Genomic DNA, 18,813 nt, shown 5'->3' on the forward strand with positions numbered 1-18,813 from the left:
CCGCCCTAGTGTACCCCCGCCCGCCGGTGATGCCAAAATATCTTGAATGATTGTTCAAGAAAGGCTTGAAAACGGCGAGGGACGTCCCTATCTTGAATGTACATTCAAATAAGAGGACGCCCCCGTGACCGCCTATCCATCCCTGTTCGAACCCTATCGCCTGAACGACCGCCTGACCCTGGCCAACCGCATCGTGATGGCGCCGCTCACCCGCAGCATGGCCGGTCCCGGCCTGGTGCCCACCCGGGCCATGGCCGATTACTACGGCCGCCGGGCCGACGCGGGCCTGATCGTCAGCGAGGCCACCATCATCCGTCCCGACGGCCAGGGCTACCCGGACACCCCCGGCATCTACAGCCAGGCGCAGATCGACGGCTGGAAGCAGGTGACCGCGGCGGTGCACCGCAATGGCGGCAAGATCTTCCTGCAGCTGTGGCACGTGGGCCGGCTGGCGCACTCCCATTTCACCGGCGAGCAGCCGGTGGCGCCCAGCGCCGTCGCCTTCGAAGGCACCCTGCCGCGGATGCGGGAGCTGAGCTACGAGCTGCCCCGGGAGCTGAGCCGGGAGGAGATAGCGCAACTGGTGGCCGACTACGCCCGGGCGGCGGAAAACGCCATCGCCGCCGGCTTCGACGGGGTGGAGATCCACGGCGCCAACGGCTACCTGATCGATCAGTTCCTGCACCATGACACCAACCACAGGACCGACGACTACGGCCGGACCCCGGAAAACATGAGCCGCTTCGCCCTCGAGGTGGTGGACGCGGTGGCGGCCCGGGTGGGTGCGGACCGCACCGCCATCCGCCTGACCCCGGGGGCCTATGTCCATATGCAGGCGGATGCCCGGGACCGGGCGGTGTTCGACCACCTGCTGGGCGAGCTGGAGCGGCGGGAGCTGGCCTACCTGCACCTGGGCATCTTCGACGACAGCCTGAGATTCGACTTCCTCGGCGGCCGTGCCAGCGAGTACCTGCGCCGCCACTACGGCGGCACCCTGATCGGCGTGGGCGGCCTGACCCCGCAAAGCGCGAGCGAGAGCCTGGCCCAGGGCCGCTTCGAGCTGGCGGCCATCGGCCGGCCCTTTATCGCCAACCCGGATTACGTGCGCCGGGTGCAGCAGGCCGAACCCCTGGTGGAATACCACCAGGATATGCTGGCCGAACTGGTGTAGGAAAAAGCCGAGGGCCGGCTCACCGGCCTTGCATCCCGCTGCGACTCAGCGGGGCGGCGCGGAGCCTCACTCGTGCCGCAGCCGCAGTGCCAGACCCTGCAGGAAATTGCGCAAGAACTGATCGCCGCATTGCTGGTAGTGCTTGTGGCCGGGGTTGCGGAACAGGGAAGTCAGTTCCGACTTGCCGACATTGAAACCGGCCTGGGCCAGCATGGCGAGGATGTCCTCTTCCTTCAGTTCCAGCGCCACCCGCAGCTTCTTGAAGACCAGGTTGTTGACAGGCTCGGCGACGGCGGGCCGGGTAACGGGGCCGCCTTCCCTCGGGCCACGGCGTTGCAGGATCAGGCCGTCGAGAAAGGCCAGCAGCTGTTGGTCACCGCAGCTCTGGTAATGGGCCTCGTCTTCCTTGGCCAGCCAGGCCAGCAGCTGTGGCTCGGTGACGTCGGTATTCGCCAGCCGGAACAGGGCGATGGCCCCGGCATCGGGCAGGTTCAGGGCATAGCGAAGGCGGCGCAGGATATCGTTATTGGTCATGGCCGTTTTCCCCCGCCTTGGTGTCGGCTTTCTTCACCCGGATTTTCTGGCCGTCCACTTCGGCACCGTTCAGGCTCTTGATGGCGGCCTTGGCCTGGGAGGGGTTGGGCATAAAGGCGAAGCCGAAACCTTTGGAATTTTTGGTATTGGGGTCCATCACCAGATGGAAATAATGCACCAGGCCGTAGGGGGCTAACAGGGACAGCACTTTCTGCTCTGTGGTGAGGCGGGACAGGCCCCGGATCATGATTTTCATTGTTTCTCCAGTACTGCCTTGAGCCGGCAGCAGGTGCTGGGTTGGCGGCGGGCAAGCGGGGCGGGCCGGACGCAAAAGGGCGGCGAGAGTAACAGGTCCCGCCGGCAGCGTCAGCCCCGGCTGGTGTAAAAATCACCAGCCGGGGCTGCGGTTATTCGAAGAACGCCTTGATCTCCTCGGCGGGAGCGGGGATGGACAGATCCAGATCCCTGCCCAGCTCCTCGATCAGCAGCCGGAAACAGCTCATCCGCGCCCGGTGCTTGCTGTTGGCGTCGATACGGTGCCAGGGCGCCATGTCGCTGTGGGTTCGTTCCAGCATCTCGTCCCGGGCCTGCTGGTAGTCCTGCCATTTGGTGCGATTGCGCAGGTCTTCGGGGGTGAGCTTCCACTGCTTGGCCGGATCCCGATAGCGGGCCTCGAAGCGGCCGAGCTGGGTGTCGGCGCTGACGTCCAGCCAGATCTTCACCAGCCGCATATGCTCGGCGGTGATGGTGCGCTCGAACTCGTTGATCTCCCGGTAGGCCCGCCGCCAGGCGGCATCGTCGGCGAAACCTTCCACCCGCTCCACCAGCACCCGGCCGTACCAAGAGCGATCGAACACCGCCCAGCGGCCCTGGGACGGCAACCGCTGCCAGAACCGCTGCAGCCAGTGCTGCTCCCGCTCCCGGGCGTCGGGGGCGGCGATGGGCCAGACGCTGAGCCAGCGCGGATCCAGGCACCAGGCCAGCCGGCGGATGATGCCGCCCTTGCCGGCGGCGTCGGCTCCTTCCAGCACGATCACCGCGCTCTGCCCCTGGCGGCCCATGGCCTGGTGGATCAGCGCCAGCTGCTTCTGCAGGGGCTTGAGCTCTTCCTTGTTCTTCTGTTTGTTCATCTTGTTGTCCTTGTGCCCGTTCAGGGGAAAAACTGCCGCGGCAGCCTGATTCAGGGTAGTACAAGGGGCCGCTACAGCGGCAGGGGGACAGTTCTCCTTGACGGTGCGGATGGCGAAGCTGCTGTCCACGGTTTGGATCATCGGCAGTTTCTGCAGCCGGCGCACCCATTGCTCGAACCCCTTGAGATCGGCGGTGACCACCTGCAGCAGGTAGTCGAAGGCACCGGACACGGTGTGGCAGTTGATCACCTCGGGCATGTCCCGCACCGCCTGCTCGAACTGATCCACCAGCGCATCCCGGTGCTGGCTGAGCCTGACCTGCACGAAGATGGTTACTCCTAAGCCCAGTTTGTCCTTGTTCAGGCAGGCCCGGTAGCCTTCGATCAGCCCTTCCTGCTCGAAGCGGCGCACCCGCCGGGCGCAGGGGGAGGGTGACAGGCTGACCCGCTCCGACAGCTCGGCGGTGGTGAGGCGGGCGTCCTGTTGCAGGGCGTCCAGCAGCTGGCGATCGATACGATCCAGTTTGGCGGCGGTCATGGCTTGGCTCTTGTTACCGTTTACATGGGTTTTATTGGCTCAACAAGCCAATAGTGGTGGTTATTGTGCTTCATTTTGCCAACATCAGCCAGGCCGACAGGCGCACAATCTAGGCTCTTATTCCGCGGAGTCTGTGCCATGTCCCACGCCACCCTGACCCAAGTGGTCCCCCTCAACGCCAACGCCGCCCAGCGCGGGCTCGGTTACCTGGCCGCCGCCGGCACCGTGCTGATCTGGTCGGTCTACTTTCTGTCGTTGCGGCTGGGGGCCCTGTCGTCCCTGGGGCCGCTGGACATCACCCTGTTCCGTTACGCCGTGCCCGGCCTGGTGCTGCTGCCGCTGCTGCTGGCCCGGCGGGCGCGGATCCGGGCGGTGAACCCGCTGTGGCTGCTGGGCATGGTGCTGGGCGCCGGCCTGCCGTTTTTCCTGCTCAGCGTGCTCGGCATGGGGCTGGCGCCGGTGGTGCAGGGCAGCACCCTGATCCCCGGTACCGCGCCCCTGTTCGTGTCCCTGCTGGCGGCCTGGGTGTTCGGCCAGCGGGTGCCGGCCTGGCGCCGGCTCGGCCTGGCCACGGTGCTGGCGGGGGTGCTCTGCCTGCTGTGGCAGGGCATGAACGAAAGCGGTGAGCTGGGCCTGGGTCAACTGCTGTTTTTGCTGTGCAGCCTGTTGTGGGCCCTGTTCACCATCTGCGTGCGCCAGAGCGGGCTCCGGCCGCTGGAGGTGGCGGCGGTGGTGACGGTGCCCAACGGCGCCCTGGTGGTGGCTTGGCTGCTGTTCGGCCAGACCCCGCTCACCCTGGGCCAGGTGCCGATGCAGGAATGGCTGGCCCAACTGCTGGTGCAGGGGCTGGTGGTGGGCCTGGGCGCGGGTTTTCTGTTCGGCTATGCCATCGGCCGGCTGGGCGCCGAGATCAGCGCCGCCATCGGTTCCCTGACCCCGGTGTGCGCCACCCTGCTGGCCTGGTGCTGGCTGGGCGAGCAAATCACGCCCCTCACCGGCCTGGGCCTGGGGTTGGTGACCCTGGGGGTGATCGGCGCCAGCGGCCTGGTGAGCCGGGAGGGACGGGCGCGGCAGGAGAACGGCTAGCCCGCCGTCTTGGGGCGCAGGCGGCCCGCCTGCCTTCGCGCGTAGCGCGACCCCTCGGATTGGCATAGCACACCACAGGTTTAAAGAGGTCAAGGCAGAACAGGCAGCGCGGGTTGGGTTGTGCCTTCACCGAACTCGGTGTCACCCTCATGCGGGCGGCCACCCGCGCCCCAAGAACCGTCGCTGCCTCAGTATTAAGCCAGGCGGTGTTCTAGTCCGCGGTCTGGCTATCCCGGCTCAGCTTGAGGTAGACCCCCAGGCCGGCCAGCATGGCCACCGCCGCCATCAGCATCCAGACCGCGTTGATCAGCTGGTTGCCGACGTCGCCGCCGTCGAGTAGCGACTTGAACATCAGCAGCAAGGCTTCGATGGATACCGCGATGATGATGGCCGCCATAAAGCGGGAGATGGTGCGCCGGGTCGAGTCGTGATGGTGGATGTCCTTGTTCACCAGCACCTCTTCCTCGAGGATGGTCTTGCCCAGATCGAAGATCGACATGCCCAGGGTGATCAGGATGACGATGCCGAAGGCCCCGGTGGCCACATGGTTGTTTTCGTCGAACAGCGAGAACAGGGATTCCAGCGCCGAATAGAGCAGCAGGGCCGCCACCACGATCAGCAGGCCGCCGATAAGGCCGTAGATCCACTGGAAGTAGTGGTGGCAGCGAAAGCGCATCTCGTCGCCGTTGAGGTAGGAGATCAGCCGGCGCAGGTTGAAGTTGATCACCAGGTAGCCGCGATCCCGGCCCTGTTCATCCACCAGGTGTTGCACCACCGAAATCGCCAGCTGGTGGGTGGCGTTGGACAGGTAGGGGCTGGTGACCACCACGGCGTTGCTGCTCTTTCTGGCGGCCAGGACATAGGGGCGCTGGCTGCGGTCGCTGCCCTTGCCCAGCGAGCGGCGCTTGCGTTCGCTCATGGTGGGGCTGTAGGCGGAGTCCGTCAGTTGGATGCCATCGTTGTCCAGGCCGTAGAGCAGCTCCACGAAGGGATAGGCCCGGCTGAGGTAGTTGATGGTCTGCTGCTGGGCCTGTTCGCTCTGCAGCAACTCCAGCCCGTTCAGGCTGGTCATGATCGACTCCATCAGGCTGTGAATAACGGACTCGTATTGCTGGTACTGCGCCAGCAGGCGGAAATGGTTGTGTGTGCTCACGGCGGAGAAATTCTCTGGGGTTTGAAATGGGGTGGCTGGGAGCACGACTGTAACGCAGCAGCATGACATTATTCGAGCACTGAACAAAAAACTGCCGAAAGTTGTGATCTCGCCAAGGGTGAGGGTGCAGTGGCGGGTTGCCATGGGGAACAATATGCCCGTGCGGCCGGCACGGGCCGATAATGATGGGGTTAGCGCGACAGACTGGCGGAGGCCAGCAAGGCGCCGAAGCCGGTCAGTAGCACGCCGAACACCCGATCGACCCAGTGGCGCAGCGCCATCATGCGGGAACGCACCGGGCCGGCCGAGAAGAGCAGGGCCACCAGGGAAAACCAGAGCAGGTGAGCCAGCGAAATAAAAGCGCCGTAGCCGAGCTGGACGGCCAGCGGGGTGCCCGGCTGTACCACCTGCATGAACAGGCTGACGATGAAGACGGTGGTCTTGGGGTTGAGCGCATTGGTCAGGAATCCCGCCCTGAACGCGCCCAGATCCGACAGCGCCGCTGCCGCGCCGCCGTTCCCGTCGTTCTTGCCATCGTCCAGCGGTGTGCTTTTCAGCATCCTGATGCCCAGCCAGATTAGGTAGGCGGCACCGGCCAGCTTCAGCAGGTTGAACAGCCAGATCGACTGGGTCATCAACAGGCCCACGCCGAGCAGGGTGTAGGTCAGGTGTACCAGCACGCCCGCGCCGATGCCGACGGCGGTCAGCACGCCGGCCCGGCGCGAAAGCAGCAGGCTGTTGCGCGATACCAGGGCGAAGTCCGGCCCCGGACTTATCACCGCCAGCATGGTTATTGTGATCACAGCTATCATTTCGGTCATGTTTATCCTCGATGGGCTCAACTATCATCCAGAATATATTTGATGGAATGGGATAATAAAAACGATGAATGCTGACATGTATTGTGAGCACAATTCACATAACAAGGGTGCCAGGCTGCCCTCTTTGGCCGCGTTGCGCTGTTTCGAGGCGGCAGCCGGTACCGAGAGCTTCAGCCGCGCCGCCGAGCGGTTGAACCTGACCCATGGTGCCATCAGCCGGGCCGTGCGGCTGCTGGAGGATGAATTAGGCGTGGCCCTGTTCGAGCGGAGGGGGCGGCGGGTGTTCTTGACCGACGCCGGCCGCAAGCTGGCCGAGGCGGTACGGCAAGGATTCGGCGTGATTGCCGCGACCGCCCGGGAACTGCGCGAGTCGGGGCAGAGCAGGCCGTTGACCATCTCCTGCGAACCCACCTTGCTGATGCGCTGGCTTATCCCGCGCCTGCCGCAATTCCAGGCGTTGCATCCCGAGGTATCGATCCAGCTGGTGGCCGGTGGCGGCCCCGTCGGGTTCGCGGGGGGCATCGACCTGGCCATAAGACGCAACGATTTCGACTGGCCGGCCCACTACCATGCGGTGCGGCTGTTTGACGAGCGCACCGGCCCCGTGTGCCGTGCCGATCGGATAGCGGATTTCATCCGGCAGGACGACAATGGCGTGGCGCATCTCCGTCTGGACGCTACCCGCCTCCATTCCCGTACCCGTCTGGATGCCTGGGCGAGCTGGTGGCGGGGGATGGGCGAAGATAGCGACGAGGCCCCCGGGCAGGTATTCGAGCATTTCTATTTCAGCCTGCAGGCGGCGATAGCGGGAATTGGCGTCGCCATCGGGCCCTGGCCGCTGGTGTGCGACGACATCGACAGCGGCATCCTGGCCGCCCCATTCGGATTTCGCGCCGACGGCAGCGGTTATTATCTGCTGGCGCCCGGCGCGTTCGAGCAGAACAGCCCCCAGGGGTGTTTTCAGCGGTGGCTGCACGCCCTGTCGCCGCAGGCGTAAACAGAAACGGGGGGAGAACCCCGCCGGAGCTGCTGGCAGTTTGTTCCACCAGAACAGGCCAGCCAGTGGCAAGAGCAGTCCGCTCCATAGGAGTGTTGATTGTATGTAGAGGGCGTGGGTGTCCGGTTTATCCACCCTTTGCCTGGGCAAGAACCCTGATTTGGCCTCAGTACGCGGGGTGCACTGAGTAAGATGTTGCTCTGAAAGAACATACTACATATCGGTTGTTGGACTGTCCGTTATGGCAGGACGCTCCATAATGGTGGGTAAGCCATGAGTAGGTAATTTAAGTGAAACTATAACTTCCCTAAAGTACAATAAATAAAGCTGTAGCTTCACTGTTAATCGATATTGAACGCAGACTTCATGGCTTCTTGCTCGGCGCGCGAAATGCCGATCCGGTTGGCAAGTTCGCGCCATTGGTCTACCGATGCCAGGACGTTAACGAAGATATCCTCGGCCTTCTTTTGGGTGAGCTGGAAGAACTCGATGACCTCGAAGGCCAGCTCATAGCTCAAACTGTTGTCCTTTTCATCGATGTTGAGGTGCAGGCCATTGGCCATCGCCGTCGGGTTGATGTCGTACGCGGGGGACAGGCGCCAGCCTTCACCGTCAAACAGAAAGCCATGGTTGCGCAGGTGGTCATCGACGTTGGATAGCGCAATGTTAAAGACGATACGACGCCACAGTTGGGCCAGGTCGTCCCGGGTGTGGCTGCCGCGGTTGGTCAGGAATTCGGCGAGCTCCAGATAGCTGGCGCCGTCCTCGCCGTCATAGTATTCGAGCTGCGTCATGGCCGACGAAAAATGAAGGCGTTGGTCTCCATCGCGATCAAAGCGTTTGGTCAGAAAGGTGTGATGAGCCGAGTTGTTGCGCGCGATGCGGCATTCGGCCATCTCAATGCCGGCGCCCTGTGCCAGGAGGTAAGTCAGGTATTCCCAGGCGCCGATATCATGGTCGTCATGCTGGCTGGGAAACTTGGCGATCCAGAGATGGCCCTGTTCATCCGCTACCGAGGCTTTCGGGCGGGCGCCGCCCAGGGATGAGCCTGGCGAGATCAGCATGGACAGCCACTTCATGTAGTCGGGATCATCATGGTCCAGGTTCTGCTCGACCTGTCGGGCGGCATGTTCGAGTTCTCGCAGCGATGTCATCGGGGGCGCCGAGAGGCGCTTGTCATCGTCGAGAAAAGGGCCCTTCAGATCTGTCTTGAAGCGCAGGGCGCCCATACGGTATTCATCATACACACCCAGAAGGTAATCGCTCTCTTGCAGGGGGTTCACTCGCCGGCCCTCCCGGCGGGCCATTGCCGCTTCGCGTCGCTGCATCAGCAAACGGCCCCAACGATCAGGACAGGAGTCCAGAAAGGTCCTGAAGTTGCGATCATCCCCCTTGTGCTGATTGCCTTCAAACAGGTGAAGATCAGGATCGATCTTCAAATAGGGAGCATCGCCCCGTCGAAGCCAGTCGAGCGCATAGGCGAAGCTGAAGTGCTCTTTGCCGCGTACCTGGTCCGCCGTCAGGGTGCCGATCAGGACGGGTTCGTCTTCGATCCAGTCGGCAAAGACATGGATATCACGGTTCATGCGTCCTCTCCGCTTGAGGATGTATCAGGCTGACCGTCGTGCGGATTCTGCCCTTGCCTGTCATCCTGGTTTGCCCGTGACCTGGCCAACTCCAGCAGCGATTGTATATGCTGAGAGCTGGCTGGTTTCGATACCGGTGCCGATGCTTTTGGCGTGGGACGGTGTGGCATACCACCCGAGGTGGAAGAGGGCCGGTCCGATGCGGGCCTGGTTCCCGGCTGAGTGGTTTTCAGCAGTGCAATGTCCTGCAGTTTGCGCCCCATGGCATCATCCAGCGCCACCTTGGCCAGATCCTCGGCCAGTCCCAGGACCGCCAGCACGCGCAGGTAGTGCCCGATCGACACGGTGGACTCGCCACGCTCGATGTTGCGCAACGTTGGCTTGGACAAGCCTGTGCGCTCTGCAATCATCGTCTGGGTGATCTTGCGGCGTTTCATCGCCAGACGGATATTCTCCCCGAGCTGTTGCAGGATCTTCTGCTCTTTGGGGAAGACGACGGCCTGGCGTTTTTGTTTGGTCTGCATGACACTACACATTCATAAAACAGGATTTTATGAAATTATAGTTTCACAAAAAAAGATGAACAAGGCCGCCGGGAAGACGAGTTCGGCACACCGCTTCGTTGACGGGTCGCGGCCAGTGTGTCCGGCGTGCGACTCGGCCAGCCCGGGAATGCCGTGCCACCTTCCCGGCATGCTCTTCACTTCCCGATGCAGAAAGTGAAGTTTTCTTTAATATCATATAGATGCTGACTTTTCGGGGTCCCTTTGGGGGAAAGTGATTTAAGTCAGCGATTTGAAAAACTGATCACAGATGCCCATGGTGTGATGCCGGCCCAGTCTGCAATCGTTTCCCGCCGATATGTTCGGTTGTTCAATCTCTGCCGGTCGTTAGCCGGGAGGACCTGGCCTTTACTCCTCCCAGTATTGAGTCACGGATGTGACCGGGGAAATCGTTTGGCAACTGCTTTCTGACCTTGTCGATGGCAGTATCAACCGAGCCTGCTACTTCCGCCAGAATGGTCGCCATCGCCTCCTGAGAAAAGCCTACTGCTTTGGCTGTCTGGAAGAAGTGCCTTGGAAAGATTTGCTCAATGCCGTACTTCCTGCCTTTCGTACCTTTGAGACCCATGGCCAGTTTGGCATCACGTGGATGAAGACCTCTGCCACCAAACACCGGGTACATGGAAAGAATGTCGTAGAAAGGGGTCAGGCGAAAGCGGCCATCGGGCTCAATGAACACGGAAAAGTTTTTGGCATGGCCATCTGTTGCGGCCAGCAGCCAAAACAATACCTGTGCTTTCATGAACCGATAGCGGTCTTGCTCGGCATTGGCTGAGCCCAGCAGGTAGGACATGATCTCAGCAATTCCCGGTCCACCGTGATTCTCGTACTTCTGTGCCGATGGGACGTTCAGAACCTGACAAAAGTCCTCCTGCGGCAAGCGCATAAGCCAGCTGCCATCCGATGCATATTTACGGTCAAAACGCTCAACAGCCAGAGCCTTGATGCTGCCCACCTGCATCATGAAGCAGTCGGGCACCGGCAAGCCAAACTCTCGTGCCAGCAAGGTACAGAGATACTCGTTTTCGACACTGTCGGACAGGTCAATGGCATATGAGTGGCTTTCTATTCTGCCGATGGGCAACTTGATGATATGGGTTGTTGGTGTGGCATTACGGGGCTGGCACCATTTATCCCCCAGGAGCAGCAGTGCCGTTTTCTCCTGGGCGCCGGCGATGGAAATCCGAAAGTCTTCTGCTTCCTCGATCATCCCCAGAGGAGCACCTGCCTGATAGCCGGTTAGCACCTTTTCCAGCTCCCCGTCAGACAACACCTTGTATTCCATTTTTCGAATATCGCCGGGGGGAATGTCCTGTGGCAACAGTTGCAGCGCACCCACAGTGTCGGCCCCAACCTTGGACAGCAAATCGAAAGGCTGAGTCGAGTTTGCGTGGTATCTGGCAAGGATCCGGTTCCTGACGTCAGGCGTATCAGGTAACAGGTTGTCAAAGAAGTTGTATGCTTCACTCCCTTGATACGTCTGATGGCGCAGTGGCATGGACAGTGATATCGGACGGCTTCCTGGCAAGCGTAACCAGGCCTCGTCGTATTTGAAATGATGGGCTCCTGAGCCGGTTCGGGTGAAAACGCCCACCCGGTAACCGTTCATGTAGACATCAAGCTCCGCCATTACCACTCCTCCTTCCAGCCTGCTGATGCATCACTATCTGGGTCTGTGCCAGAGGTATTTCGTGGCTGAACCGTCAATTCCAGCTCCAATGCCGACAGGATCTTGAAGAAGGTCTCCAATTTGGTGGTGTCCGGGTGCAGTTCAAAGTTGGAAACCGTGTCCTGGCGGATCCCCACCTTGCCAGCCACCTTACCCTGGGAAAGTTTCTGGGTGAGTCTGACATCTTTGATGTAAGCGCTGAGCTGATGGGCACTAGTGATTTTCATGGCTGGGCTACCTGACAGAATTGATACTTCTACATTACACGCTATGGCAGGTATATCAAAATTTACACCTTGTAGCGGGTAAAATTGTCCTTACACGCTAAAGCCGTTAATACCTCCAGTATCTGTTCTAGCGGATGAGCTAGATCAGGGCCATCTGTTCCGGCGAGACAAACCGGTAGCCCATGGTCGAGTAGCCTTTCTCCCGCTTGTGGAACATTCTGAGCAACATGGGCAGGCCGGTGTCGACATAGTCGTAGACGGTGACCTCCTGCTTGCCACGGGCCTCGCGGTGAAGCCGCCCTGCATATTGTGCCAGGGTGCCTTTCCAGGCGATGGGCAGAGCCAGAAACAGCGTATCCAGCCGGGGCAGATCAAACCCCTCGCCAATGTACTTGCCCGTGGCCACCACCACCTCAGCATCGGGCAGCATGGCCTCCACTTTTCTGCGCTCCTTTACGCCCATGCCACCCCTGAGCACCACTGCGCTGAGGGCCGCATCGGACAGCATGCCGGCCAGCGTTTCGGCATGCTCCCGGCGTTCGGTCAGCAGCAGGCAGTTTCCACCCTGTTTGACGCTCGCTGTTACATCCCGGATGATTTCCTCATTTCGTGCCGGGCTCTCGGCCAGCCAGCGGTACACAGTGGCGATATGGGGGCGATCCCCGGGTTGGCTGAGTGCTGCAGGCGGTGCCTCCTGTCGCTTTCGCACGATCACGCGCTGGTCAAAGCCTGACTGGTGATCGGATTGAGCGCGGTAACGCACCGGACCGGCGGTCATCAGCATGATTTTCTGGTGTCCGTCCTGGCGATGTGGGGTGGCCGTCAGACCAAGCAGATATCGTGCGCTGATTTCATTGAGCAGTAATTCGTAGCGGGGTGCCGAGATATGATGACACTCGTCGATAATGATCTGGCCATATTCGCGGACGAAGCCGGCAATTGTATTGTCTTTTCGGTCGATCAGGCTCTGATAGGTGGCGACATCAACCTGGCCAGTGGCCTTTTTCTTGCCGCCGCCAAACACGCCGATGGCGGCCCCTTCAAGAAAGCTTTCCAGCCGTTCTTTCCATTGATCCAGCAGTTGCCGGCTGTGGGTCAGGATCAGGGTGTTGACCTTGCGGCTGGCAATCACGCCAATGGCGGTGATCGTTTTGCCAAAGGCCGTGGGCGCATGCAGTATGCCGGTGTCGTGTTGAGTGAGGGCATCGACGGCGGCTTGCTGGTTGTTCCGGAGCTGAATCCGCAGTGTAAGCCCCGTTAATGAAGTGCCCGCTACCCGTTGGTCTTCCATGTCCACCTGAATGCTCTGTTCGCGCAACAGCTCAAGCACCTCGTCCAGGCAGCCCCGGGGCACTGACAGGTAGCCCTGCTCGATACGGGAGCAGGAAATGTAGCGGGGAATGCCATGGGTGGAAAAGCGCAACGCCTGGGTTTTGAAGAACACCGGGTTGGCAAAGCTCGCCAGTCGTTTGATGCGTGCCGCCAGCGGCGCGGGAATGTCGGCCAGCTTGATATAAACATGGTTGGCCAGGGTGAGGGTGACGCGCTCGGGGCAGTCGGGCACCGGCCCGGATTCCGTATGCAGGCCTTGCTCCCAGGGTGCCGTGTCATCGTCGATAGAGGCCGGGGCGGGCGGCTCACCCACCCAGTCTTGCAGTTGGGTGGGGCTGAGCCGCTTTAACTCGTGCAGAAATGCCCACTGGTCTTCATGAGGTATCAGCTCGTCATTCACGAATAGGCTGCAGCCTCTGGAGCGGGCTTCGTATTGCAGGGGCAGGGCGATCAGGTTGCCAAAGCCACCCTGAGGCATCATGTCCTGATTGGGAAACAGGCGATCGTAGGAGTCGAAGGATAAACCGGGGTGTAGTTCCATGGCCTTGTCGAGCAGCCTGAAGCCCAGAGCCCTGGCCGACCAGGCCGGCACCGGCGCCGAGAAAAATATCCACAAATGGGCTCCGGCCCCGGAGCGGGATATCTCCAGTGCATAAGGGAGGTTCTCCCGGCGACAGACCTGGGCCAGGGCCTTAACATCCGCTTGCCAGTCCGCCTTGTCAAAATCCATGGCCAGCAGGTGGCAGTGATGGTCCGGTTGCAGAGGATAGAGGCCGGCGACCAACTTTCCCGACAGATGGGCGAAAAGAACTTTTCCGTCCAGCGGAGTGAACTGGCGGTGAGGGCAGTCGCTGCACTTGATCCTCGGCTTCTGGCAGATACCCTGAACCCACTCGTTGCTGCAGGCCACGGCATAACCGGTGCGGCCATCGGCTTTCTCCCAGCGAATGGCATGCACATCGGCGCGTCCGCGAAACAACCCCTGAAACAGCTCAACCTTTTGCTGAGGTGTCAGCTGTGCGGCAACAGGCGTGGCCTGCAGCAACTCCTGTCTGCGGGCAAGCAGGGCTGCTTTTTCACGCTCCAGTTCTGCCAGTCGGGTATCAATCGCGCTGAGTTCGTCGGCCATGGATATATCTATCTCCTCCAAACTTCAGAGCGACTATCTCACTTCCCGATACAAAAGCTCGAGAAAATCCGCCCTAGCAGGTCGTCGGAGCTGAATGCGCCGGTGATCTGGCCGAGCTGCTCCTGGGCCAGGCGCAGTTCTTCCGCCACCAGTTCGCCGGCCATGTACACCTCGAGTTGCTCCTTGGCCATGATCAGGTGCTGATCGGCGTGGTGCAGGGCGTCCAGATGGCGGCGGCGGGCGCTGAAGCCGCCTTCGGTGCCGCTCTGGTAGCCCATACAGGCCTTGAGGTGCTCCTTGAGGGCGTCGATGCCGAGGCCGGTCTTGGCGGAAATGGGGTAGACCGGGTGTTCGCCGTCGCTCACGATAGCCAGGGGTTCGCCGCTCAGATCCGCCTTGTTGCGCACCACCGTCAACCCGATATGGGCGGGCAGGCGGTCGACGAAGTCGGGCCAGATCTCGCGCGGGTGCAGGGCGCTGGTGGTGGTGCCGTCCACCATGAACAGGATGCGGTCGGCCTGCTCGATTTCGCTCCAGGCCCGCTCGATGCCGATGCGCTCCACCGCGTCGGTGGCCTCGCGCAGGCCGGCGGTGTCGATGACGTGCAGCGGCATGCCGTCGATATGGATGTATTCCCGCAGCACGTCGCGGGTGGTGCCGGCGATGTCGGTGACGATGGCCGACTCCTTGCCGGCCAGGGCGTTGAGCAGGCTGGACTTGCCGGCGTTGGGCCGGCCGGCGATCACCACCTTCATGCCTTCGCGCATGATGGCGCCCTGGCGGGCCTGGCGCTGCACCTCGGCCAGCCGGTCCATGATGCCGTACAGCTCGCCGGCGATCTTGCCGTCGGAGAGAAAGTCCACCTCCTCGTCGGGAAAGTCGATGGCCGCCTCCACGTAGATGCGCAGGTTGATGAGCGCGTCCACCAGGCCGTGGATATGGGCGGAGAACTCGCCCTGCAGCGACTGCAGCGCCGAGCGGGCGGCCTGCTCGCTGGAGGCTTCGATCAGATCGGCGATGGCCTCGGCCTGGGCCAGGTCCAGCTTGTCGTTGAGGAAGGCGCGTTCGCTGAACTCGCCGGCCCGGGCCGGGCGCAGGCCGGGCAGGGCCAGGATGCGGCGCACCAGCATGTCCAGCACCACGGGGCCGCCGTGGCCCTGCAGCTCGAGCACGTCTTCGCCGGTGAAGCTGTGGGGGCCCTTGAACAGCAGGGCGATGCCCTGGTCCAGCACTTGGCCCTGCTCGTCCTGGAACGGCAGGTAGTCGGCATGGCGCACCCTGGGCACCTTGCCGAGCACGGCCTGGGCCACGGCCTCGGCCCGGGGGCCGGAAACCCGGATGATTCCTACGCCGCCGCGTCCGGGGGCGGTGGCCTGGGCGACGATGGTTTCGTTAGACATGGTTCACTCCACAACAACCGGCGACTGGCCCGATAAATTGGGCCCTACCGGCAACAAAAAAGGCGGCCTTCAGGCCGCCTAGTGTATTGGTTTAGCGTCTTCCGGGCCAGAGGCCTCAGGACGCGGCCTTGCTGTGCAGGCCTTTCTTCTCCAGCTGGCGGAAGATGAACCACTGCTGGACGATGGTGACCACGTTGCTCACCAGCCAGTACAGGGTCAGGCCGGCGGGGAACCACAGGAAGAAGAAGGTGAAGATGATGGGCATGAACTGCATCACCTTCTGCTGCATCGGGTCGGTGATGGTGGTCGGGCTCATCTTCTGGATCACGAACATGCTGGCCCCCATCAGGATGGGCAGCACGAAGTAGGGGTCGCGCACCGACAGATCGTCAATCCACAGGAAGAAGGGCGCGTGGCGCAGTTCCACCGATTCCATCAGCACCCAGTACAGGGCGATGAAGATCGGCATCTGCACCAGGATGGGCAGGCAGCCGCCGAGCGGGTTGACCTTCTCCTTCTTGTACAGCTCCATCATGCCCTGGGACATTTTCTGGCGGTCGTCGCCGTAGCGCTCGCGCAGGGCCACCAGCTTGGGCTGCAGCATGCGCATCTTGGCCATGGAGGTGTACTGGGCCTTGGTCAGCGGGTACATGATACCGCGCACCACGAAGGTGGTGAGGACGATGGCCAGGCCCCAGTTGACGGCGAAGCTCTGCAGGAATTGCAGCAGCTTGAACAGCGGCTGGGCGATGAACCACAGCCAGCCGTAGTCCACGGTCAGGTCCAAGTTGGTGGCGGCGGCGGCCATTTCATCCTGTAGCTTGGGCCCCAGCCACAGCTTGGCACTCAGGTTTTGTTCCGCGCCCGGCGCTACCGTTACCAGCGGCGCCTTGAAGCCGATGATGGCTTCGCCCTGGTTGTTCAGTGAACGGGTATAGATCTGGTTCTGCTCATCTTCCGGGGCGATCCAGGCCGACACGAAGTAGTGCTGCAGCATGCTGACCCAGCCACCTTCGGTGGTCAGGTTCAGGTTGGCTTCACGCACGGCCTTGAAGTCGTATTTGCTGTAGCGGGTTTCGCTGCTGGAGTAGGCGGGGCCGCGGTAGGCGGAGGCCATCAGCATGTTGCCGCCCTTGGCGTCCGGATCGGTCTCGCTCTGCTTCAACTGGCCGTAGAGCTGGGCCTGCACCGGCTCGGCGCTCTGGTTGTTGATCTGGTACGCCACTTCCAACACATGCTCATTGCGCTTGAGGATGAAGCTCTTGGTGAACACCACGCCTTGCTCGTTGGTGAAGGTCATGGGCACAGTCAGGGTGTCTTCGCCTTCCGCCAGCTGATAGTCGCTGTGCTCGGTGCTGTAGACCGGGCGGCCTTCGGCGCGGCCATCCGGGCCGTCACGGCCGATAAGACCGCTCTGGGCCACGTGCACGAAGTTGGCGCCGTTGCTCAGCAACACGAACTTGTCGGTTGAATCCAGCGTTTTGTCATGCTCCAGCAGTTCGGCCCGCACCACATCGCCGCCCTGGGTATCCACGGTCAGTTTGAGCGAGTCGGAGCTGATGGTGATCAGACGGCGGCTGGCCGCCACCGGGCTTTCTCCGGTGGGGACTTCGCCGCTGGCCTGGTCCGCTTCGGGAACAAAGCTGTCCTCGCCGGTGCTGCTCTGGGTGCTTTGCGCCGTCTCTGGCTGGGGCGCTTTATCCGTTTGCCACTGTTGCCAGATGAGGAAGCTCACCAGCAGCAGAGCGATAAGAATGATATTGCGTTGAGATTCCATAGTTTAGTTTCTTCGCTTTGTCGGGACCGGGTCGTGGCCGCTTGGACCTAAAGGGTGGCATTTTAATAGACGTTTGACGGTTAACCAACCGCCTTTTAAAAAACCGTGGAGCCGGATGGCTTCAATGGCGTATTGCGAACAGGTGGGAGTGAAGCGGCACCTGGGTCCAAGCAGGGGGCTGATGACCAGCTGATACAGGCGGATGAGGCCTACGCTGAGCCATTGCAGCGGCGAGAAAGGGTGCGCCATAGTCTATCCATCAGCTCGAACAGTTCGTCATTGGGCACATCCCCTATGCCTTTCTTGGCGATCACCACAATGTCTACCGAGGGCAGCTGGTGTTGCTTGAGGCGAAAGGCTTCGCGGGCAACGCGCTTGACCCGGTTGCGCCAAACGGCACGCTTCAGTGCTTTTTTGGGCACGGCGAGTCCCAGCCTGGGATGATCCAGTTCGTTCGGTTTGGCAAGCAGTGTGAGATGGGGGGAGGCGGCTCTGACGGGGTTGTCGAAGACGTTTTTGAATTGTGCGGGAGTTAACAAACGTAACTCCCGTGGGAAGGTGTGCCTGGCCATTAGGCGCTCAGACGGGCACGACCTTTAGCGCGGCGGCTGGCCAGTACTTTACGGCCGTTTTTAGTGGCCATACGAGCACGGAAACCGTGGCTGCGCTTGCGCTTCAAATTTGAAGGTTGAAAAGTGCGTTTCATAGTTATTACCGCTGTCAGTTTGCTGTATACAGTTTGACCGCTATGCCGAAAGACGCCTGCGCATCACCGGAAACGGCCCCACAAAAGAGGCCGAATTCTAAACAGTTATGCCAATAACGTCAATCAACATAGTGTGATAGTCGAATCCGACCCGATGTCAGTCCACCGGGCGGGATCGATCCCGGGATCCAGAGGATCGCGGGGCCTGGATTATACAGGCCCCGCCGCTGCGCGCAACCAAATACGCACCGGCATCAGGCCGCGGGCAGCACCTTGCGTAAAAAGGCGCGGGTGCGCGGATCCTGGGGGTTGGTCAGCAGGGTGGCCGGCGGACCCTGCTCCACGATGCGGCCACCGTCCATGAAGATCACCCGGTCCGCCACGTCCCGGGCGAAGCCGATCTCGTGGGTCACCACCACCATGGTCTGGTGGGCCAGCGCCAGCTTCTTCATCAGCCCCAGCACCTCATCCACCCATTCCGGATCCAGCGCCGAGGTGGGCTCGTCGAACAGCATCACCTTGGCATGGCTGGCCATGGCCCGGCCGATGCCCACCCGCTGCTGCTGGCCGCCGGACAACGAGGAAGGATAGGCGTCGGCCTTCTCCGCCAGGCCGATATCGCCGAGGATACGCATGGCTTCCGCCCGGGCCTCGGCCTTCGGCTTTTTCCACACGGTGATTAGCCCTTCGGCGATATTGTCGCGGGCGGTCTTGTTGGCAAACAGGGCGTAGTTCTGAAACACGAAGGAGGTGCGCTTGCGCAGCGCTATGGCCTGGCCGGCGTTATGGCGGGCCAGGTCGAGGTGGAAGCCGTCGATATCCAGGGTACCGGCCTCCGGCGTTTCCAGCAGGTTGAGGCAGCGCAGCAGGGTGGATTTACCGGTGCCGGACGGACCCAGTATCACCACGATCTCCCCCTGCTTGATGTCCAGATCGATGTCGTTCAGCACCTTCTGGCCGTTGTATATCTTGGTCAGATTACGCAGTTTAATCAT

Annotated in this window: 19 protein-coding genes; 3 read left to right on the forward strand and 16 right to left on the reverse strand. The window is 61.5% G+C overall.

Annotated elements, in window-relative coordinates; genetic code table 11:
- Window positions 1-124: 124 nt before the first annotated feature.
- Complete coding sequence (locus C7H85_RS18550; RefSeq protein WP_106731200.1) at window positions 125-1,171, forward strand: alkene reductase; 1,047 nt, start codon at window positions 125-127, stop codon at window positions 1,169-1,171.
- A gap of 66 nt (window positions 1,172-1,237) precedes the next feature.
- On the opposite strand, the gene C7H85_RS18555 is transcribed toward C7H85_RS18550, so the two are convergent.
- From C7H85_RS18555 to C7H85_RS19930, 3 genes are all read right to left on the reverse strand, one after another.
- The gene (locus C7H85_RS18555; RefSeq protein WP_106731201.1) at window positions 1,238-1,705 is read right to left on the reverse strand and encodes a YehS family protein; all 468 of its coding nucleotides are present in this window, start codon (window positions 1,703-1,705) and stop codon (window positions 1,238-1,240) included.
- On the reverse strand, window positions 1,695-1,961 hold the full coding sequence (locus C7H85_RS18560) for an RNA recognition motif domain-containing protein (protein WP_106731202.1): 267 nt from the start codon (window positions 1,959-1,961) through the stop codon (window positions 1,695-1,697). Before C7H85_RS18560 ends, C7H85_RS18555 begins: the two co-directional genes overlap by 11 nt.
- 151 nt (window positions 1,962-2,112) lie before the next feature.
- On the reverse strand, window positions 2,113-3,372 hold the full coding sequence (locus C7H85_RS19930; protein ID WP_106731203.1) for an Lrp/AsnC ligand binding domain-containing protein: 1,260 nt from the start codon (window positions 3,370-3,372) through the stop codon (window positions 2,113-2,115).
- Between the two features lie 138 nt (window positions 3,373-3,510).
- Between C7H85_RS19930 and C7H85_RS18570 the strand changes: the two genes are divergently transcribed.
- A complete protein-coding gene (locus C7H85_RS18570; RefSeq protein WP_106731204.1) occupies window positions 3,511-4,458 on the forward strand; it encodes a DMT family transporter in 948 nt (315 codons plus the stop codon).
- Window positions 4,459-4,669: 211 nt separating this feature from the next.
- On the opposite strand, the gene C7H85_RS18575 is transcribed toward C7H85_RS18570, so the two are convergent.
- Entirely contained in the window at window positions 4,670-5,611 is a 942-nt protein-coding gene (locus tag C7H85_RS18575) for a cache domain-containing protein (protein ID WP_106731205.1), read from the reverse strand.
- Window positions 5,612-5,802: 191 nt separating this feature from the next.
- Window positions 5,803-6,432: a LysE family transporter gene (locus C7H85_RS18580; RefSeq protein ID WP_106731206.1), complete on the reverse strand. Its 630-nt coding sequence runs from the start codon at window positions 6,430-6,432 to the stop codon at window positions 5,803-5,805.
- Between the two features lie 64 nt (window positions 6,433-6,496).
- Between C7H85_RS18580 and C7H85_RS18585 the strand changes: the two genes are divergently transcribed.
- Window positions 6,497-7,429, forward strand: coding sequence for a LysR substrate-binding domain-containing protein (locus C7H85_RS18585; RefSeq protein ID WP_425445084.1), 933 nt, complete (start codon window positions 6,497-6,499; stop codon window positions 7,427-7,429).
- A gap of 341 nt (window positions 7,430-7,770) precedes the next feature.
- Here C7H85_RS18585 and C7H85_RS18590 read toward each other — a convergent pair whose 3' ends face one another.
- The 11 genes from C7H85_RS18590 to C7H85_RS18640 all read right to left on the reverse strand — a co-directional run bounded on the left by C7H85_RS18590 (window position 7,771) and on the right by C7H85_RS18640 (window position 18,813).
- A complete protein-coding gene (locus C7H85_RS18590) occupies window positions 7,771-9,015 on the reverse strand; it encodes a type II toxin-antitoxin system HipA family toxin (protein WP_106731208.1) in 1,245 nt (414 codons plus the stop codon).
- Complete coding sequence (locus tag C7H85_RS18595; protein ID WP_106731209.1) at window positions 9,012-9,539, reverse strand: helix-turn-helix domain-containing protein; 528 nt, start codon at window positions 9,537-9,539, stop codon at window positions 9,012-9,014. Before C7H85_RS18595 ends, C7H85_RS18590 begins: the two co-directional genes overlap by 4 nt.
- A 349-nt stretch (window positions 9,540-9,888) precedes the next feature.
- Window positions 9,889-11,208, reverse strand: coding sequence for a type II toxin-antitoxin system HipA family toxin (locus C7H85_RS18600; RefSeq protein ID WP_106731210.1), 1,320 nt, complete (start codon window positions 11,206-11,208; stop codon window positions 9,889-9,891).
- A complete protein-coding gene (locus C7H85_RS18605; RefSeq protein ID WP_106731211.1) occupies window positions 11,208-11,474 on the reverse strand; it encodes a helix-turn-helix domain-containing protein in 267 nt (88 codons plus the stop codon). The genes C7H85_RS18600 and C7H85_RS18605 overlap by 1 nt, the downstream gene beginning before the upstream one ends.
- Before the next feature lie 139 nt (window positions 11,475-11,613).
- Window positions 11,614-13,935: a TOTE conflict system archaeo-eukaryotic primase domain-containing protein gene (locus C7H85_RS18610; RefSeq protein WP_106731212.1), complete on the reverse strand. Its 2,322-nt coding sequence runs from the start codon at window positions 13,933-13,935 to the stop codon at window positions 11,614-11,616.
- A 38-nt stretch (window positions 13,936-13,973) separates the two neighbouring features.
- Window positions 13,974-15,335: a tRNA uridine-5-carboxymethylaminomethyl(34) synthesis GTPase MnmE gene (mnmE, locus tag C7H85_RS18615; RefSeq protein ID WP_106731213.1), complete on the reverse strand. Its 1,362-nt coding sequence runs from the start codon at window positions 15,333-15,335 to the stop codon at window positions 13,974-13,976.
- 115 nt (window positions 15,336-15,450) lie between these two features.
- Window positions 15,451-17,112 (reverse strand): membrane protein insertase YidC, encoded by a 1,662-nt coding sequence (gene yidC, locus C7H85_RS18620; protein ID WP_106731214.1) that lies wholly within the window; start codon window positions 17,110-17,112, stop codon window positions 15,451-15,453.
- A 3-nt stretch (window positions 17,113-17,115) separates the two neighbouring features.
- The gene (yidD, locus tag C7H85_RS18625) at window positions 17,116-17,361 is read right to left on the reverse strand and encodes a membrane protein insertion efficiency factor YidD (RefSeq protein WP_168388280.1); all 246 of its coding nucleotides are present in this window, start codon (window positions 17,359-17,361) and stop codon (window positions 17,116-17,118) included.
- Entirely contained in the window at window positions 17,322-17,684 is a 363-nt protein-coding gene (gene rnpA, locus C7H85_RS18630) for a ribonuclease P protein component (protein WP_106731215.1), read from the reverse strand. Before rnpA ends, yidD begins: the two co-directional genes overlap by 40 nt.
- Entirely contained in the window at window positions 17,684-17,818 is a 135-nt protein-coding gene (rpmH, locus tag C7H85_RS18635) for a 50S ribosomal protein L34 (protein ID WP_082633349.1), read from the reverse strand. The genes rnpA and rpmH overlap by 1 nt, the downstream gene beginning before the upstream one ends.
- A gap of 254 nt (window positions 17,819-18,072) precedes the next feature.
- Entirely contained in the window at window positions 18,073-18,813 is a 741-nt protein-coding gene (locus C7H85_RS18640; RefSeq protein WP_106731236.1) for an amino acid ABC transporter ATP-binding protein, read from the reverse strand.

The organism is Zobellella endophytica (assembly GCF_003012775.1).
Lineage (GTDB): Bacteria > Pseudomonadota > Gammaproteobacteria > Enterobacterales > Aeromonadaceae > Oceanimonas > Oceanimonas endophytica.

Coding starts and splice junctions, on each gene's coding strand:
- C7H85_RS18560 (WP_106731202.1), bottom strand. CDS start 1,961: ATGAAAATCATGATCCGGGGCCTGTCCCGCCTCACCACAGAGCAGAAA.
- C7H85_RS18585 (WP_425445084.1), top strand. CDS start 6,497: ATGAATGCTGACATGTATTGTGAGCACAATTCACATAACAAGGGTGCC.
- C7H85_RS18570 (WP_106731204.1), top strand. CDS start 3,511: ATGTCCCACGCCACCCTGACCCAAGTGGTCCCCCTCAACGCCAACGCC.
- C7H85_RS18640 (WP_106731236.1), bottom strand. CDS start 18,813: ATGATTAAACTGCGTAATCTGACCAAGATATACAACGGCCAGAAGGTG.
- C7H85_RS19930 (WP_106731203.1), bottom strand. CDS start 3,372: ATGACCGCCGCCAAACTGGATCGTATCGATCGCCAGCTGCTGGACGCC.
- yidC (WP_106731214.1), bottom strand. CDS start 17,112: ATGGAATCTCAACGCAATATCATTCTTATCGCTCTGCTGCTGGTGAGC.
- C7H85_RS18610 (WP_106731212.1), bottom strand. CDS start 13,935: ATGGCCGACGAACTCAGCGCGATTGATACCCGACTGGCAGAACTGGAG.
- rpmH (WP_082633349.1), bottom strand. CDS start 17,818: ATGAAACGCACTTTTCAACCTTCAAATTTGAAGCGCAAGCGCAGCCAC.
- rnpA (WP_106731215.1), bottom strand. CDS start 17,684: ATGGCCAGGCACACCTTCCCACGGGAGTTACGTTTGTTAACTCCCGCA.
- mnmE (WP_106731213.1), bottom strand. CDS start 15,335: ATGTCTAACGAAACCATCGTCGCCCAGGCCACCGCCCCCGGACGCGGC.
- C7H85_RS18595 (WP_106731209.1), bottom strand. CDS start 9,539: ATGCAGACCAAACAAAAACGCCAGGCCGTCGTCTTCCCCAAAGAGCAG.
- C7H85_RS18590 (WP_106731208.1), bottom strand. CDS start 9,015: ATGAACCGTGATATCCATGTCTTTGCCGACTGGATCGAAGACGAACCC.
- C7H85_RS18555 (WP_106731201.1), bottom strand. CDS start 1,705: ATGACCAATAACGATATCCTGCGCCGCCTTCGCTATGCCCTGAACCTG.
- C7H85_RS18605 (WP_106731211.1), bottom strand. CDS start 11,474: ATGAAAATCACTAGTGCCCATCAGCTCAGCGCTTACATCAAAGATGTC.
- yidD (WP_168388280.1), bottom strand. CDS start 17,361: ATGGCGCACCCTTTCTCGCCGCTGCAATGGCTCAGCGTAGGCCTCATC.
- C7H85_RS18600 (WP_106731210.1), bottom strand. CDS start 11,208: ATGGCGGAGCTTGATGTCTACATGAACGGTTACCGGGTGGGCGTTTTC.
- C7H85_RS18580 (WP_106731206.1), bottom strand. CDS start 6,432: ATGACCGAAATGATAGCTGTGATCACAATAACCATGCTGGCGGTGATA.